The 13,892-nt window shown below is 64.8% G+C and carries 18 protein-coding genes; 5 read left to right on the top strand and 13 right to left on the bottom strand.

Annotated elements, in window-relative coordinates; all coding sequences use genetic code 11:
• The first annotated feature begins 205 nt into the window (after positions 1–205).
• Complete coding sequence (locus JQ592_RS37985) at positions 206–415, top strand: hypothetical protein (RefSeq protein WP_211407818.1); 210 nt, start codon at positions 206–208, stop codon at positions 413–415.
• A gap of 10 nt (positions 416–425) precedes the next feature.
• On the opposite strand, the gene JQ592_RS37980 is transcribed toward JQ592_RS37985, so the two are convergent.
• The 5 genes from JQ592_RS37980 to JQ592_RS37960 all read right to left on the bottom strand — a co-directional run bounded on the left by JQ592_RS37980 (position 426) and on the right by JQ592_RS37960 (position 4,196).
• Positions 426–773, bottom strand: coding sequence for a hypothetical protein (locus JQ592_RS37980; RefSeq protein WP_211407820.1), 348 nt, complete (start codon positions 771–773; stop codon positions 426–428).
• 26 nt (positions 774–799) lie between these two features.
• On the bottom strand, positions 800–1,609 hold the full coding sequence (locus JQ592_RS37975; RefSeq protein WP_211407817.1) for a pentapeptide repeat-containing protein: 810 nt from the start codon (positions 1,607–1,609) through the stop codon (positions 800–802).
• 149 nt (positions 1,610–1,758) lie between these two features.
• Positions 1,759–2,487 carry an ABC transporter ATP-binding protein gene (locus JQ592_RS37970; RefSeq protein ID WP_211407816.1) on the bottom strand — a complete coding sequence of 243 codons (729 nt, stop codon included), beginning with the start codon at positions 2,485–2,487 and terminating at the stop codon, positions 1,759–1,761.
• Positions 2,477–3,214 carry an ABC transporter permease gene (locus JQ592_RS37965; protein ID WP_211407815.1) on the bottom strand — a complete coding sequence of 246 codons (738 nt, stop codon included), beginning with the start codon at positions 3,212–3,214 and terminating at the stop codon, positions 2,477–2,479. Before JQ592_RS37965 ends, JQ592_RS37970 begins: the two co-directional genes overlap by 11 nt.
• A gap of 1 nt (position 3,215) precedes the next feature.
• The gene (locus tag JQ592_RS37960; protein WP_211407819.1) at positions 3,216–4,196 is read right to left on the bottom strand and encodes an ABC transporter substrate-binding protein; all 981 of its coding nucleotides are present in this window, start codon (positions 4,194–4,196) and stop codon (positions 3,216–3,218) included.
• 87 nt (positions 4,197–4,283) lie between these two features.
• On the opposite strand from JQ592_RS37960, the gene JQ592_RS37955 reads away from it, so the two are divergent.
• Positions 4,284–4,643, top strand: coding sequence for a hypothetical protein (locus JQ592_RS37955; RefSeq protein ID WP_211407814.1), 360 nt, complete (start codon positions 4,284–4,286; stop codon positions 4,641–4,643).
• A gap of 192 nt (positions 4,644–4,835) precedes the next feature.
• Here the strand turns inward: JQ592_RS37955 and JQ592_RS37950 are convergent, their stop codons facing one another.
• Positions 4,836–5,654, bottom strand: a complete 819-nt coding sequence (locus JQ592_RS37950) for a quinoprotein dehydrogenase-associated SoxYZ-like carrier (RefSeq protein ID WP_211407813.1) — start codon at positions 5,652–5,654, stop codon at positions 4,836–4,838.
• A gap of 56 nt (positions 5,655–5,710) precedes the next feature.
• Positions 5,711–6,634, bottom strand: a complete 924-nt coding sequence (locus JQ592_RS37945; protein ID WP_211407812.1) for a quinoprotein relay system zinc metallohydrolase 2 — start codon at positions 6,632–6,634, stop codon at positions 5,711–5,713.
• Between the two features lie 129 nt (positions 6,635–6,763).
• On the opposite strand from JQ592_RS37945, the gene JQ592_RS37940 reads away from it, so the two are divergent.
• Both JQ592_RS37940 and JQ592_RS37935 read left to right on the top strand, forming a co-directional pair.
• The gene (locus tag JQ592_RS37940; RefSeq protein WP_211407811.1) at positions 6,764–7,648 is read left to right on the top strand and encodes a substrate-binding domain-containing protein; all 885 of its coding nucleotides are present in this window, start codon (positions 6,764–6,766) and stop codon (positions 7,646–7,648) included.
• Positions 7,645–8,202, top strand: a complete 558-nt coding sequence (locus tag JQ592_RS37935) for a PQQ-dependent catabolism-associated CXXCW motif protein (RefSeq protein WP_211407810.1) — start codon at positions 7,645–7,647, stop codon at positions 8,200–8,202. Before JQ592_RS37940 ends, JQ592_RS37935 begins: the two co-directional genes overlap by 4 nt.
• A 98-nt stretch (positions 8,203–8,300) precedes the next feature.
• Here the strand turns inward: JQ592_RS37935 and JQ592_RS37930 are convergent, their stop codons facing one another.
• From JQ592_RS37930 to JQ592_RS37905, 6 genes are all read right to left on the bottom strand, one after another.
• Entirely contained in the window at positions 8,301–8,597 is a 297-nt protein-coding gene (locus JQ592_RS37930) for a copper-binding protein (protein WP_211407809.1), read from the bottom strand.
• Between the two features lie 136 nt (positions 8,598–8,733).
• Positions 8,734–9,348 (bottom strand): hypothetical protein, encoded by a 615-nt coding sequence (locus JQ592_RS37925; RefSeq protein ID WP_211407808.1) that lies wholly within the window; start codon positions 9,346–9,348, stop codon positions 8,734–8,736.
• Positions 9,345–10,193, bottom strand: a complete 849-nt coding sequence (locus tag JQ592_RS37920; RefSeq protein WP_211407807.1) for an ABC transporter permease — start codon at positions 10,191–10,193, stop codon at positions 9,345–9,347. Before JQ592_RS37920 ends, JQ592_RS37925 begins: the two co-directional genes overlap by 4 nt.
• The gene (locus JQ592_RS37915; protein ID WP_211407806.1) at positions 10,190–10,996 is read right to left on the bottom strand and encodes an ABC transporter ATP-binding protein; all 807 of its coding nucleotides are present in this window, start codon (positions 10,994–10,996) and stop codon (positions 10,190–10,192) included. The genes JQ592_RS37920 and JQ592_RS37915 overlap by 4 nt, the downstream gene beginning before the upstream one ends.
• A complete protein-coding gene (locus tag JQ592_RS37910; RefSeq protein WP_211407805.1) occupies positions 10,993–11,961 on the bottom strand; it encodes a YVTN family beta-propeller repeat protein in 969 nt (322 codons plus the stop codon). Before JQ592_RS37910 ends, JQ592_RS37915 begins: the two co-directional genes overlap by 4 nt.
• Positions 11,962–11,969: 8 nt before the next feature.
• Positions 11,970–13,151 carry an ABC transporter substrate-binding protein gene (locus JQ592_RS37905; RefSeq protein ID WP_211407804.1) on the bottom strand — a complete coding sequence of 394 codons (1,182 nt, stop codon included), beginning with the start codon at positions 13,149–13,151 and terminating at the stop codon, positions 11,970–11,972.
• A gap of 60 nt (positions 13,152–13,211) precedes the next feature.
• Between JQ592_RS37905 and JQ592_RS37900 the strand changes: the two genes are divergently transcribed.
• The gene (locus JQ592_RS37900; protein WP_211407803.1) at positions 13,212–13,781 is read left to right on the top strand and encodes a DUF3280 domain-containing protein; all 570 of its coding nucleotides are present in this window, start codon (positions 13,212–13,214) and stop codon (positions 13,779–13,781) included.
• Positions 13,782–13,892: the final 111 nt, after the last annotated feature.

The raw sequence follows: 13,892 nt of genomic DNA, 5'->3' as shown, positions 1-13,892 counted from the left end.
TCCGACCAAACCAAAAACCAGCCGTGTTCCGGGCCAGATCGAGTTCTGCTATGCATAACTTCCCCGGACACCCCTGCAGCAAGGGGAGAAGGGAAGAGGAGGTAGATCGCCAGTTCCCCCGTCCTCACCTCGGTTTGAAACTTCCTGCTCCCCGACACGTAACCCTTCGTGCTAATCTCGATTGCCCCCGCGAGAGGATCCCGGCATGAACCCGATCGACCTTGTGGTGACTGTGTGTGCGGTGCTCTCGCCTGCGACCTGCGAGGAGCAGCATCTGGTGTTCAACTATGCGGGGTCACCCCGCCAATGCGTGATGGCCGCACCGCCCTATATCGCGCAATGGGTCGGCGATCATCCGAAATGGCAGGCGGTACGGTGGCGCTGCGAATATCCGCACCCGAACGACAAGGCGTGAGCCGGGCGCGCTACTTCGTGCAGTCCTTCAGATCCTTGTCGGCGATCGAGAACACCGCGTCCGCCCTGATCTCGATGTCGCGAACGATGCACTGCCGGGCATTGGGATAGCTGACTTTGGCGTCGTAGCGGCCGGGCTCGACGCCGGTGATGCGCAGCCGCTCGTCGTGGTCGACCTCCTTGTCCTTGTCGTTGAGGCACTGGTTCGGGCCCCAGTCGGTCTTGCCGGCGGGTGAGAGCTGGAAGCCGGAGATCGTTTCCGTCGTCAGATTCCAGAGCCGGATGCCCTTGCCCTTGGTCTGCGCGGCAGCTTCGCCGGCAAGCGTCAACAACACGATCAAAGCAAGAACCCCACGCATCAGCCAGTCCTCCCAAAGGCGCGCCGTCATTCCCTGATCAGGCGCTCGCGGTTCTTTGCCTTGTCGAAATTTTTGGCGCGGTCAAGGCCGTTCGGCGCGATCAGCTTGGCCGAGACGAGATCGGCGCCGTCGAAGTCCGCGTCGATGACGATGGCGCCGGTCAGATCGGCTCCGCCGAGCTGGGCGTTTTTCAGTGATGCGCCGCTCAGATCGGCGCCCCTGAGGACCGCGAATTCGAGGTCGACACGCGACAAGTCGGCGTTGCGCGCGTTCAGCCGTTCCAGATTGGCGGATCTCAGCACCGCGCGCATCAGCCCCATCGACTGGTTGCGCATATCGGCGCCAAGCTGCGCGTCCGCGATCGAGGCGCCGACCAGGCTTGCACCGGTGAGGTCGGCAGCGATGCGCGCTCCCGACAGGTTCGCGCCGTCGAGACGCGCGCGGGCCATTTGGGAGGCGAACAGATTGGCACCTTTCAGGCTTGCGCCGGTGAGATCCGCATCCAGCAGCCACGCCTGATCGAGGATCGCACGGTCAAGCCTGGCGTCTCGGAGTATTGTCTTGTTGAGCCGCGCGGCACGGAGAACCGCGTTGGACAGGTCCAGCCCCGAGAGATCGAGGCCCGACAGGCGCTTGCCGGTGAAATCGGCAGGCTGCTTTGGGCTCGCTTTGGCCAGCACGGCCTCGACCTCCGGCCTCGTCATTTCGGCCGAGACCATCGCGGGAGAGGTGAGGTCGACGTCACGCATCATGTCCTGCGCGCCCGCCGTCATCGCAACGAGTGCGAGGCTAAGCGCTGCAAGACCAAGCGTTGCGAAGGCGACCGTCCGCGTCATCATCAGCTCCGCCGCCGGCCTAAAGCATGATCCGGAAAAGTGCGAAGCGGTTTTCCGGAAAGATCATGCGCAAACAACAACCTAAAGCCAGATGACGATTCATCCAAATCTCATCGCGCTTTAGTCTAGCACGTCCGCCAGGCGACCGGCTATGAGACATCTCGCTCAGTGCGGTCGCCTTGAGTTCGTTGGGCGAGGCCGGCCTTGATCGCCGCAATCTCGGCCTCGCCGCGTGTGTCGCGCGGGATGCCGATCGGCACCTCGGCCACGATCCGCGCCGGCCGCGGCGACAGGAAGAACAGCCGGTCACCCAGGCGCACGGCATCGTCAAGGCTGTGTGTCACCAAAAGCGTCAGCACTGGCCGGCTCGCCACGAGCGTTGCAATCTCATCGCGCAGGCGTCCGGCGAGTGCGTCATCGAGCGATGCCAGCGGTTCGTCGAGCACCAGAATATCCGGCTCGACGGCAAAGGCGCGGGCGAGCGCCACGCGCCGGGCCAAACCCAGCGAGAGTTCACCGGGGTAGTGGCTGCGATGGGCCTCCAGCTCCAAAATCCTGAACAGCTCGGACAGCTTGGCCTCGGTGACATCGGGCGCCGCCAGCCGCACATTCTGCTCGACTGAGCGCCACGGCAGCAGCCGCGGCTCCTGGAACACCATGCCGATCCGCGCCTCCGGCGGCCGCGCGATGTGGCCTGCGAAGTCGTGGTCCAATCCCAGGATGATGCGCAGCATCGTGCTCTTGCCGCAGCCGGACGGTCCGATCAGCACGCCGACCTCGCCGGATTGAAGCGCGAATTTGACGGGCGCCAGCACCTCGTGCGTCCCGCCCGCGGCACTCCTGAAGGTCTTGCCTGTGATATCGACCTCAAGCCGCACGGGGCCGCCACCTGTTTGCGCGGGCTTCGAACGGCTGCACCAGCAAGGTTTCGATGACGAGGACGACGGCGGCAAAGGTCAGCGAATAGGCCAGCAGCCGCGGCGTGTCGAACAGCTGGAAGGCGACGCCGATTTCGAAGCCGACGCCGTTCGGCCGTCCCAGGAGTTCGGCGACCAGCACGATCTTCCACACCAGCGACAAGCCGGAGCGAGCCGAGGCTGCGATATAGGGCGCAAGCTGAGGCAGCACGACGTGGCGGAACGCGCGCCAGCGCGGCATCGCGAACACGCTCGCCATCTCGTCGAGCGAACGGTCGAGCGCACGCGTGCCCTCGCGCAAGGTGACGATGGCGGTCGGCAGCTTGTTGATCGCGATCGCAGTGATGGCGGCGGCTTCAGTGAGGCCGGCCCAGATATAGGCGAGCACGATCACGACCAGCGCCGGCAGGTTGAGCAGCAGGATCAGCCAGGGATCGCCGAGCCGGTCGGCGAGCTTCACCCGGCCCATGAGGTAGCCGATGGCGCTGCCGAGCGACATCGCCAAGGTGAAGGCGAGCGCGACGCGGGCCAGCGTCGCCCCGAGATGCAGGAACAGTGCGCCGCTTGATGCTTCTGCGATCATCACCTGAAGCACGGCCGGTGGTGAGGGCAGCTTCGCGCCGCCGACGAGGAGCGCGGCAATCCACCAGATCGCGAGAAACAGGGAGAACGAGAGCAGACGCAGCACGTCAGTCTCCGGGGACCGCGTGATAGAACGTGCCGGGATCGAGCTCGGCTGCGGGGCCGACGAGATCGCGCCCGCCGGTCTCGGCCAGCACGCGGTAAAGCACGCGCGCGTCCTTCTCCTCGTCGTCGATGCTCCGGCGCGGAATACCGTCGCGATAGCGCTCGCGGTAGGTCTTGAGCATGGCCGGATCGGTCGTGCCGGTCAGTGGAGCGATCTTCTCCCAGGCGGCATCCGACGTCACCAGCAGCTGCTTGGCCTTGCGGGTCATCGCGATGAAGCGGGCGACTGCATCCTTATGGCTCGCGGCCCAGCTCTCGTCGAAGACGTAGCCGACCGCGGACACTGCGCCCCTGGCGCCGAGCTTCGGCAAAATCTCCTCGATGCCGGCAAGGCGCCTGAAACCCTTGGCCTCGAGCTGGGCACAGAAATTCCAGAAGTTGAGGCTCGCATCCATCTCGCCGTCGAGAGCCTTGGCCGCGATCAGGGGCGGGGCGCCGTAGACGATGGTTGCGTCCGACTTCAGGTCGATGCCGTCCTGCTTCATCCGCGCCTGGAGCAGCAGCCAGCTCTTGTCGATCGCCCCGCCGGCGACCGCGAGCTTGCGGCCCTTGAGGTCGGCGAGCGTCCGAAGCGGCGAGGAGGCCGGCACCATCACCGCGCCGAGCGCGCTGGAATAGGGATAGAAGGTGAGCTTGGCGCCCAGCGCGCGCTCGCGCGACACCCACAGCCAGTCCGACAGGATGATGTCGGCGCTGCCTGCACGCATCGCGATCTTGCCGGCCTCGGTGCTCGCAAGCTCAGTGACCTCCAGCGACAGGTCGGCCTCCTTGTCGAGGCCAGTGCTGCGGATCGCGGCCAGCTCCCAGGAGAATGTTCCGGTCTTCTGCACCGCAAGGCGGATGGTATCCGCAGCGGAGGCCGGTGCAGCCAGCGTCAGCGCCAGCGGCACCGCGAGCGCCAATATTCGTCCCAAAACTCTCATCACCTTGTGAGCCGCTTCCTCTGACAGAGTGCTTTTCAGGACAATACGCATAGCATAGCTTTGGTCGCAACCAGCGGGAGGACGCGCATGAAACTGGCCGGGCAGCTACGACCGATTGTCGCCGCATTGGCGGTATTGGCGGCGACCGCATGCGTGGCGCGGGCCGGGGAGGTCAATGACTATCCGACCTCAGCGCGCGCGGAATATGTCTATGGCTGCATGAAGGCCAATGGCGAGAGCCGGCAGTCGATCGAGCAATGTTCCTGCTCGATCGACGTGGTCGCCTCGATCGTGCCCTTTGAGCGCTATGTTACCGCAGAGACCGCGCTCAGCATGTCCCAGGTGCGCGGCAATCTCGGCGTGCAGTTTCGCACCTCGGAGCAGGCGAATTCTGCGGTGAATGATTTGCGCCGCGCGCAGGCGGAAGCCGAGGTGAGGTGTTTTTGAATTTTTCTTCCTTCTCCCCTTGTGGGAGAAGGTGGCGCGAAGCGCCGGATGAGGGGTATGTCTCCTCATACTCAGGCGTCTAATAGTATCAACCGCGGAGAGACACCCCTCACCCGTCTCGCCGCTATCGCGGCGATCCACCCTCTCCCGCAACCCGCAAGGGGAGAGGGAAAGTCAGCGCAAGCCTCGCGACTACGTCCCCGGCTTCTCCACGTCCCACTCGTTGCGGAACACATGCCCATCCGTATCCTTTGCTTCCGCACGGAATCGCTTGGCGCCGTTGGAGACATAGGTGAAGCGCAGGTTGGGATCTTCCGAGATCGAAATGCCGCCTTCCATCGACAGCACGGGGCTGTCGTCCTGGGTCAGCTTCAGCTGGTTGACGAAGAAGGCGGGAATATAGAGCTGCGTGACCTGGTCCATCTGCAGGCCGGAATTGTTGGGATGGCCGATCATGATCTGCGCCTCGCGGACGCGGCTCGCGGGAGCGTCCTCACGGGCGAATTGCCGGTAGCGCATCTGGCCGAGCCGGTTCCTGGCTTCCTCGACGTTCTTTCCCGCCGGTGCGGAGCAACCGCCGGAGGCCTTCACATAGACTTTCGAGACGTAGAGCTGGCCGTCGCTGAGCTCAGCGACTGCGTGGACGTCGGTGTAGTTGTTGACGCGCACGCGGGTCGAGATTTCCGTGACATTGGCATCCGGCCCGAGCTCGAATTTCGCCGCCATCGGCGCCGGGTTGCGATCGATCACCAGCGTGATCGAGCGGATGCGGCGGCTATCAGCCGGCGACAGCTTGCTGCGCAGGGTCACAGGCACGATCGCCGCATCCTCGGCGCGATACGGCATTTCGATGCCGATGATGTCGGCGCCGTCGTTCATCGGACGGTTGCTGAAGATGTCCTGCACCAGGCCCGGCCAGGGATCGTAGGCCTCCTCAGCCTGTACCGGCGCGGCGAAAGCGATGCCGAGCAGCAGGGCGATCAGGGGCAGGCGGCGTGTGCATCCAGTCATGGTCATGGTCCCCGGAGTCAGCGAAGCTGATCTCCTGCCAAAGGGTAGCGCGCCCGCTACTCCCATTCAATTTCCGAAAATGCTGCAGTTGCGTTGCGAGCGTTGTAGTCGTCGAACAATTGCCAGTGCGGCCGCTCCTCAGCGGCCGCCTTGTCCGCGGCGGTGCGGATCGGCTCGCCTTTCTTGTTCAGTGCGCGGACGCCGGACAGCAGCGTTGACAGGTAACGTCGTTGATCTCTCAGCGCCGCAGGCCACTCGCTCACAGGGCCGTGACCGGGAACAACGCGCAGCGCCGGGATGGCCTCCAAATCCGTTATCGTGGTGAGCCAACCGCGAATGCTGCCGTCCATAACCGGAATGTGGCGGAGAAAGACGAGATCGCCTGCGAACAGGATTTTGGTGGTCTCGTCGAATACGGTCAGATCGTTGTCGCTGTGGCCGGCCGGCCATGCCCGCAAGGTCAGGCGGCGCGAGCCAAGGTCGAGCGTCAGCGCGTCCGCAACGAGCAGGGTGGGCGGCACGATCTTCACGGCATCGATCAGTTCGCTACCCATGATGCGTCTAAGATTGTCGAGATAGAATGGCCCGCGGCTCGCCAGCGCCTGCGGCAGCTTGCTGTGGCCGACGAAGCTGGTTCCCTCCGCCACGAAGGCGGCGTTGCCGAAGACATGATCGGGATGACCGTGGGTGTTGATGACGTAGCGGATCGGCTTGGTGGTGCGTGCCTTCACCGCCGCCAGCAGCGCCTCGCCCTCGCGAAAACTGCCGCCGGTATCGATCACGGCCACCGCGTCCTCGCCGACGATGAAGCCGAGATTGGCGATGTCGCCCTCGTTCTCGCGGCTCATCAGGGCGATGGTCCCGGAGTGTACGAAGATTCCCGGCGCGACTTCGCTCACAGGCAATTCGGCCGCCCCGGCGCGTGCTAGCGTCGCTGCTCCGAGGGACAAGGCTGCGATCACAAGAGCAATGCGAGACACTTTTCCGCCTCAGTTCAAAGGGTTTTTGCGCATTGCACTGCAACAAAGCAAAGCCAGCGCAGGGCTTGGCAAACATGGCACGTCATGCGTTGCATGGATAACATTCAAACAAAACGAGGAGGAAGCGCGATGACGGAGGCCGGACGACATCGTCGCTGGTTGGTCCTGCTGTGGAGCCTGGTTGCAACCTGCGCCCTGGGCGACGTCGCCAAGGCGCAGACGAGCGAGACCGGAGACCTCTCGTTCGAACTGGTCGATCCAAAGGTGCTGCGCGTCTGCGCCGACCCGCGCAATCTGCCGTTCTCCAACGAGAAGGGCGAGGGCTTCGAGAACAAGCTCGCCGAATTCCTGGCGGACAAGCTGCAGAAGAAGCTCGACTACGTCTTCTTCCCGCAGGCCACCGGCTTCGTGCGGATGACGCTGGGCGCGCATCGCTGCGACGTCATCATGGGCTTCCCGCAAGGCGACGACCTCGTGCAGGGCACCAATCCCTATTACCGCACGACCTATGCGCTCGTCGCCAAGGCCGGCAGCGGGCTCGAGGACGTCGACACGCTGGAGGACGCGCGCCTCAAGGGCAAGCACGTCGGCATCGTCGCCGGCACGCCGCCGGCGACCAACATGGCGCTTGCCGGCCTGATGGGCGATGCAAAGCCCTATCCGCTGATGATCGATACGCGCTTCGACAATTCGGCGCAGGCCATGATCGACGACCTCGCCGCCGGCAAGATCGATGCCGGCGTGCTGTGGGGGCCGATGGCAGGCTACTACGCCAAGAAGGCCGGCTCGTCGCTCCACGTCACGCCGCTGGTGAAGGAAACGACGGGGCCGAAGCTGGTCTATCGTATCGGCATGGGCGTGCGGCCCGCCGACCAGAACTGGAAGCGGCAGCTCAACCGGGTGATCCAGGAGAACCAGGGCGAGATCAACAAGATCCTGCTCGATTTCGGCGTGCCGCTGCTGGATGAGAGCGATCGGCCGCTCGGTGCGGAGACGGCCAAGAAGACGCCATGAGACGGCCTGTTGCCGCTGCGCTGGTTACCGCCATTCTGGCGGCGCCGGCATTCGCGCAGCAGCAGGAGCCGTTCGAGCCTGAGGGCTATCGCATTGACAATTATCGCGCGCCGGTGCCGGCGACGCTTGTCGGCGCGCGCGTGCTCACCACAGCCGACGCCGAGGCGATCTGGCGCGCGAAGAGCGGCGCGTTCATTGACGTGATGCCGCGTCCGCCGAAGCCGAAGAATTTGCCCGAAGGCACGGTGTGGCGCGATGCCCCGCGCAGGAACATTCCGGGCAGCCTGTGGCTGCCCGATACCGGCTACGGCAATTTGCCGCCTGCGATGGACGATTATCTCCGGCGCGGCCTCGCCCATGCCTCGCGCGGCGACGAGACCGCGCTACTGGTGATCTATTGCCTCGCCGATTGCTGGATGTCCTGGAACGCCGCCAAGCGCGCGCTGGCCTACGGGTACTCGAATGTTGCCTGGTATCCCGACGGTACCGACGGCTGGGAGCGCGCGATGCTTCCGACCGAAGAGGCGCAGCCGGAGCCACGGCCGGAGCAGTAGCGATCCGTCATCTGCTTTGTTCGACGTCGTCAAACGTGGATGGCCGGACAAGCCCGGCCATGACGCTGTGTTGCAGGCGGGGAGAGGCGAAGCAAAGCCTACTGCTTCTGCAGCTTCGTCAGCGTGCCCGTGCCGTTGGTGTCGGTGGCGGAGTACGTCACCCTGTCGCCGGCATGGACCGCATCCAGCATCGCGGCGTCCTTTGCCCTGTACTCCTGGAGCGCGCCGGCGCCGCCGCTGGCGCCGACCGTGCCTTTCTGGGTCTGCTGGATCGAAATCGTGCCGTTGAGCCGATCGATCCGCGTGACCATTCCGGTCATGTCGTCAGCGAGAGCGCTGGATGCGAGCATGCAGAGGGCCGCAGCGCCCGCGAAGATGAATTTTGTTGTTCCCATCGAGGTCTCCCGACGTCTGGAGTTGACTTCGACAAGCCATCATAAATGGATTTGGTTCCGGCAGATAGCGCGGCAAAAGGTTAACGCTCCGGAGGCGATCGCGGGAACTTTTCGTGAGCTGTCAGTGAGGCTGACGCTATTCCATTTCCTGCTGGATCACGCGCCCGAGCGCGAACAGGCGCTGGTCGATCGAGGTTGGAACCTCGCAAACGAAGCGCACCACCTTGTGGCGGTCCTCGAAGATGCGGGTTTTCCAGATCAGCTCGTTGCTGAGCGCCTCGACCTTGGCCTCATCGCGAGGCGTCGCGCTCTGCAGGGCCTGGAGCTGAAGCGTCTCCTCGCGGATCTTGTCGGCAGCGTCGCGCTGCTTGCGGCTGACGCGTTCGAGCCCGAGCATGACTTGGGAGCGCTGGGCGTTGAGCGTGTCGAACAGCCCGGCGAACAATAGCTTGGCGTTGGCGGTCTTGTCGGCGGCGGAACCTGCGAGAAACTCCTTCACTGACTTTTCCGCCTCATCCAGCGGCGTCTTGCGCGCCGCCAGCTTTGAGACCAGTGCGCTGACCTTGGCGTCGTCCTTCCACTTCGTCTCGGCGTCACCGAGCGCGGGACCGGCCCAGACGGCGGCAAGCGAGATCTCCGGCACTTTTGCCTGCGTGCACGGCCAGTCGGGGTAGCGCGGATCGGCCGCGCGCGCGGCCGTGCTCGCAGCAGCGAGCGCCAGAACAGCCGTCGCCAGAACCCGAACCGTCATCCTTCGCCTCCCGCGGGCCCCCGTCGCGCCAGCCCGCGCGAGGGATCATAGGCCAGAATCGCGCCGATCATGAAGACGATTGTGCAGGCTGCGACCACCGCCAGCGAGATCCAGTTGACCTGTCCGTATAGCGCGAAGCGGATCAGTTCGACCGCATGGGTGAACGGATTGGCCTCGCAGAGATAATAGAGATAGGGGCTGCCCTCCTGCACGCGCCAGAGCGGGTAGAGCGCGGAGGAGGCAAAGAACATCGGGAAGATCACGAAGTTCATGACGCCGGCGAAGTTTTCCAGCTGCTTGATGCCGGACGAGATCAGCATGCCGAGCGAGCCCAGCATCAGCCCGGACAGGATCAGCGCCGGCAGCACGGTGAGATAGCCTGACGGCGGTGGGGTAATGTCCCAGAGCCAGGCGATCAAGAGGAACGCATAGACCTGGAGCAGCGACACCGCGGTGCCGGCGAGCAGCTTGCAGAACAACAGGAAGCCGCGCGGGAGCGGGCTCACCAGCAGCGTGCGCATGTTGCCCATCTCGCGGTCGTAGACCATCGAGAGCGAGGACTGCATGCCGTTGAAGAGCTGGATCATCGCCATCAGCCCCGGCGCGATATAGACCTCGTAGAGGATGTAGGTCTCGTAAGGCGGGATGATGGAGATGCCGAGCACCTGGCGGAAGCCGGCGGCGAAGATGAAGAGCCACACGAGTGGTCGCACCAGCGCCGAGACGAAGCGTTCGCGCTGATGCAGGAAGCGCAGTCCCTCGCGCCAGACGATGCCGGTGAGGCAGGTCAGGTACTCCTGTAACGAGAAGCCGCGCGGCGCATCGCGCGTGGTGATGCTGCTCATGCGCCGCCTCCCGGCACGGTTTGCGCGCCGGTGAGGCGCATGAAGGCGGTGTTGACGTCCTGCGCGCCGGCCTCCGCGATGACGCGGCTCATCGGCCCCTGCGCCAGCACCTTGCCCTGATGCAGTACCACGAGATCGTCGCCGGGCATGATCTCGTCGAACAGGTGCGTCGCCCAGAGCACGCCGATGCCTTGCTCGGTCACGAGCTGGCGGACATGGCTGATGATGTCGGCGCGCGCCTTGACGTCGAGGCCGACGGTCGGCTCGTCGAGCAGGAGCAGGCGCGGCCGGTGCAGCAGTGCGCGGGCGATTTCCAGCCGCCGCATCTGGCCGCCCGAGAGATCGCGCACCTTGCTTGCGGCGCGCTCGGAAAGGCCGATGCGGCCGAGCAGCTCGCCGCTGCGCGCGGCGGCCTCGCGGCGGCTGATGCCGTGCAGCGCGGCGTGATAGAGCAGGTTCTGCGTCAGCGACAGATCGAGATCGAGCGTGCGCGGCTGGAACACGACCCCGAGCAGCCGTAGCGCTTCGCCGGGGGTTTTGCTGATGTCATGGCCGAAAATGCCGACGCGGCCGCTCTGGATGCCGAACAGCCGCGTGATGAGCGAGAACAGCGTGCTCTTGCCGGCGCCGTTGAGCCCAAGCAGCGCGGTGAAGCTTGCGGGCTGCACATTGAAGGACACGTCCATCAATGCGCGCCGCGGGCCGTAAGAATGGCTGACGCCGTCGATCGACAGCGCCGGCACTGTGGCCGGATCCAGCCCTGGCGTCTCGCGTGGTTCGGTGATGGGGGCAGGGCTGGTCATGGCGCGATCGCGATGCCCCAGGGCAGTTCGCCCACCTGGATTGTCTTGATCACCTTTTGCGCGGCGACGTCGATGACCGAGACGTCGTTGGAGACGCCGTTGGTGGTGAGCAGGTATTTTTCGTCCGGCGTGAATGCCATGTGCCAGACGCGCTGCCCGACCAGCAGGTATTTCGTCACCTTGCGCGAGGCGACATCGACCACGGCGACGCGGTTGGCGGGACCGAGCGCGACGAAGGCCGTCTTGTCGTCCTTGGTCATGCCGATGCCGACCGGCTGGATCGCCTCCTTCCGCAAGCCCGGAATCTCGAAAGTGACCTTGCCGATCACCTCGTGTTTTTTCGGATCGATCACCGACACGGTGCCGCCGATCTCCGAGGATACCCAGACTTCCGAGCTGTCATGCTTGAATTCGGCAAAGCGCGGCCGCGCGTCGACCAGCACGTTGGCGACGATCTGGCGCGATGAGGTGTCGATGAAATGCGCCATGTTGGTGGTTTCGGACGTGTTGATCAGCGTCTTGCCGTCGGGGCTGATGGTCATGCCCTCGGGCTCGACGCCGACCTGGATGTCGCCGAGGCGCGCGCGCTTCTCGAGGTCGATCACAGTCACCGTGTTGTCGTTCTCGTTGGCGACGTAGAGTATCTTGCCGGCGGCATCTTGCGCGAACAGCTCGGGGTCGGGCCCGGAGGGCAGGCTGTCGACCACGCTTTGCGTCTTCGCATCGATCACCTGGATGGTGTCATCGTCACCGACCGCGACCATCACGAACTTGCCGTCGCGTGTGAAATCGATGCCGCGCGGGCGCTGACCGACCTTGATGGTCTTGGTCACGGTCCAGCTGTCGGTATCGATCACCGAGACCGTGTTGCTCTTCTCGTTCGAGACATAGGCGATGAACGCATGCGCGGGCGCCGCGGCAAGCGCCAGTCCTGAGAGAAGCCCCACACGCCACATGCGCAACATCTGCGTCCTCATTTCAGCTTGCATTTGCTCTCCGGACGGTCGTAGCCGAGCGTGTCGAGCTCGGAGACCTGGTGCAGGAATCCTTCCTGCGGCGACACCGACACCACCATGCGGCCGTCGACCAGCAGGATCGGCTGGCGCAGCTGCAGATTCCAGTCGCGCAAGGTGAGCCGCGTGCCCTTGAAGGCGGCGACGGAAAAGTCCGGGCCCTTGATGAAGTCGGTGACCTTCTTGACGTCGCCGGAATTGGTGCGCGAGGTGGCTTCCCCGATCATGCGCACCGCGGTCCAGGCCTGCATGTCGAGCGCGGTCATGCGCCGCGAATTCAGCTTGATGAAGCGGTTCTGCATCTGGATCGCGCCCCACTGGTCCTGCGATGCGTCCCAGCTGCGCGGCACGAGACCGGCCGAGCCCGCGACCGGCCGCGGATCCCAGGTACGATAGGGCAGGTAGGCGCCGAACACTTCGCTCTCGTCGGCGGCGACCAGCACGTCGTAGGCGGGCGCCTGTTGCGTGAACACCGGCATCTGCCGCTGGATCTGGGTGACGCCCGAGTCGGTGCGCCGCGCGCCGCCTTTGTCCTCGAAGGTTCGCTCCTGCACGATCTTGGCACCGAACCGCGCCGCCGTGCGCCGGAGCGCATCGGCGAACAGCTTGTCCTCGTCATGCGAGCCGACCACCAGCAGCCAGCGCGACCACTTCTTCCACACCAGATATTGACCGAGCGCGTCCGCCAGCATCGCGCGCGTCGGCGCGGTATGGATGACGTTGGCGCGGCAATCGGCCTCGCGCAGCCGCTCGTCGATCGCGCCGGCATTGAACAGCAGCGTGCCGCGCTCGCGCAGGGCGTCGGCGACTTTAAGCAGCCCATCAGCCGGCAGATCGGCGATGATGAAGCCGTTCTTCTCGGCGAGCGCGGTTGCGGCCTGCACCATGTCCTCGCCTTCCCTGATGCGGCGCTCCTCCAGTGTAAACCGCTGGCCCGTGAATTTGCCGGTGGTGTTGTTGTCCTCGATGGCGAGGCGGGCGCCGGCGACGCCGTCGTTCTCGGCGGGCTGCTCGACCAGCGACAACGTCGATCTGGTGCCGGCGATTCCGAGATAGCCGACGCCGATCGTGACGGGGTCGGCCGCGAGCGCGCTCGTCGCGGCAAGACTCCAGCCGATCAGGCCGACCAACCATCGGATCATATTTCCTCCAGGCGTTCTCCTTGGCTTGACCGCCGGTGGAGAATTGTTTCTGCTTCAAGCATGACCGATTTGTCAGGGCATGCAACCCCGCATTTCGTCGTCGCGGCGAGTGGAGGCGGAATCACGATCATGCGAGCGCTGATATGCTTCATCGCTTTGCTGTTGACGGGCTCGGCCGCGTTCGCCGACCCGCCGAAGCTCGCCGTGTTCGATTTCGAGCTGATCGACACCAGCCTGCCCGGCGAGTTCTACGGCTCCAAGCCGGAAGAGGCGCGGCTGGAGCGCATCAGCGAGCAGCTGCGCAAGGAATTGGCAGCGTCGGGCCGGTTCCAGGTGCTCGACATCGCGCCGGTCCGGGACGCCGCCCGTCACGCCAATCTGCAGGCCTGCGGCGGCTGCGATCTCAAGCTTGCCGGGCAGCTCGGCGCCGAGCTCGAGATCACCGGCATGGTGCAAAAGGTCTCGAACCTGATCATCAACCTCAACATCTATTTGCGCGACGTGAAGACCGGCAACATGATCACCGCCGCCAGCGCCGACATGCGCGGCAACACCGACGAATCCTGGACGCGCACAATGAGCTACCTCATTCGCAACCGCCTGCTGGCGCCGAATTACGGGAGGCCGTGAGTAGGGCGGGAATAACTCGCCGCCACGGCGGTGCACCCTCTCCCCTTGCGGGCTACGACATTCACACTTCTCGGAAGGCTTGTGGCCGGGCTCGGAAGCTGACTCTCTATG

The sequence above is a fragment of the Bradyrhizobium iriomotense genome (assembly GCF_018129405.1).
Taxonomy (GTDB): domain Bacteria; phylum Pseudomonadota; class Alphaproteobacteria; order Rhizobiales; family Xanthobacteraceae; genus Bradyrhizobium; species Bradyrhizobium iriomotense_B.
This window is presented reverse-complemented; position numbering and strand designations above follow the sequence as displayed.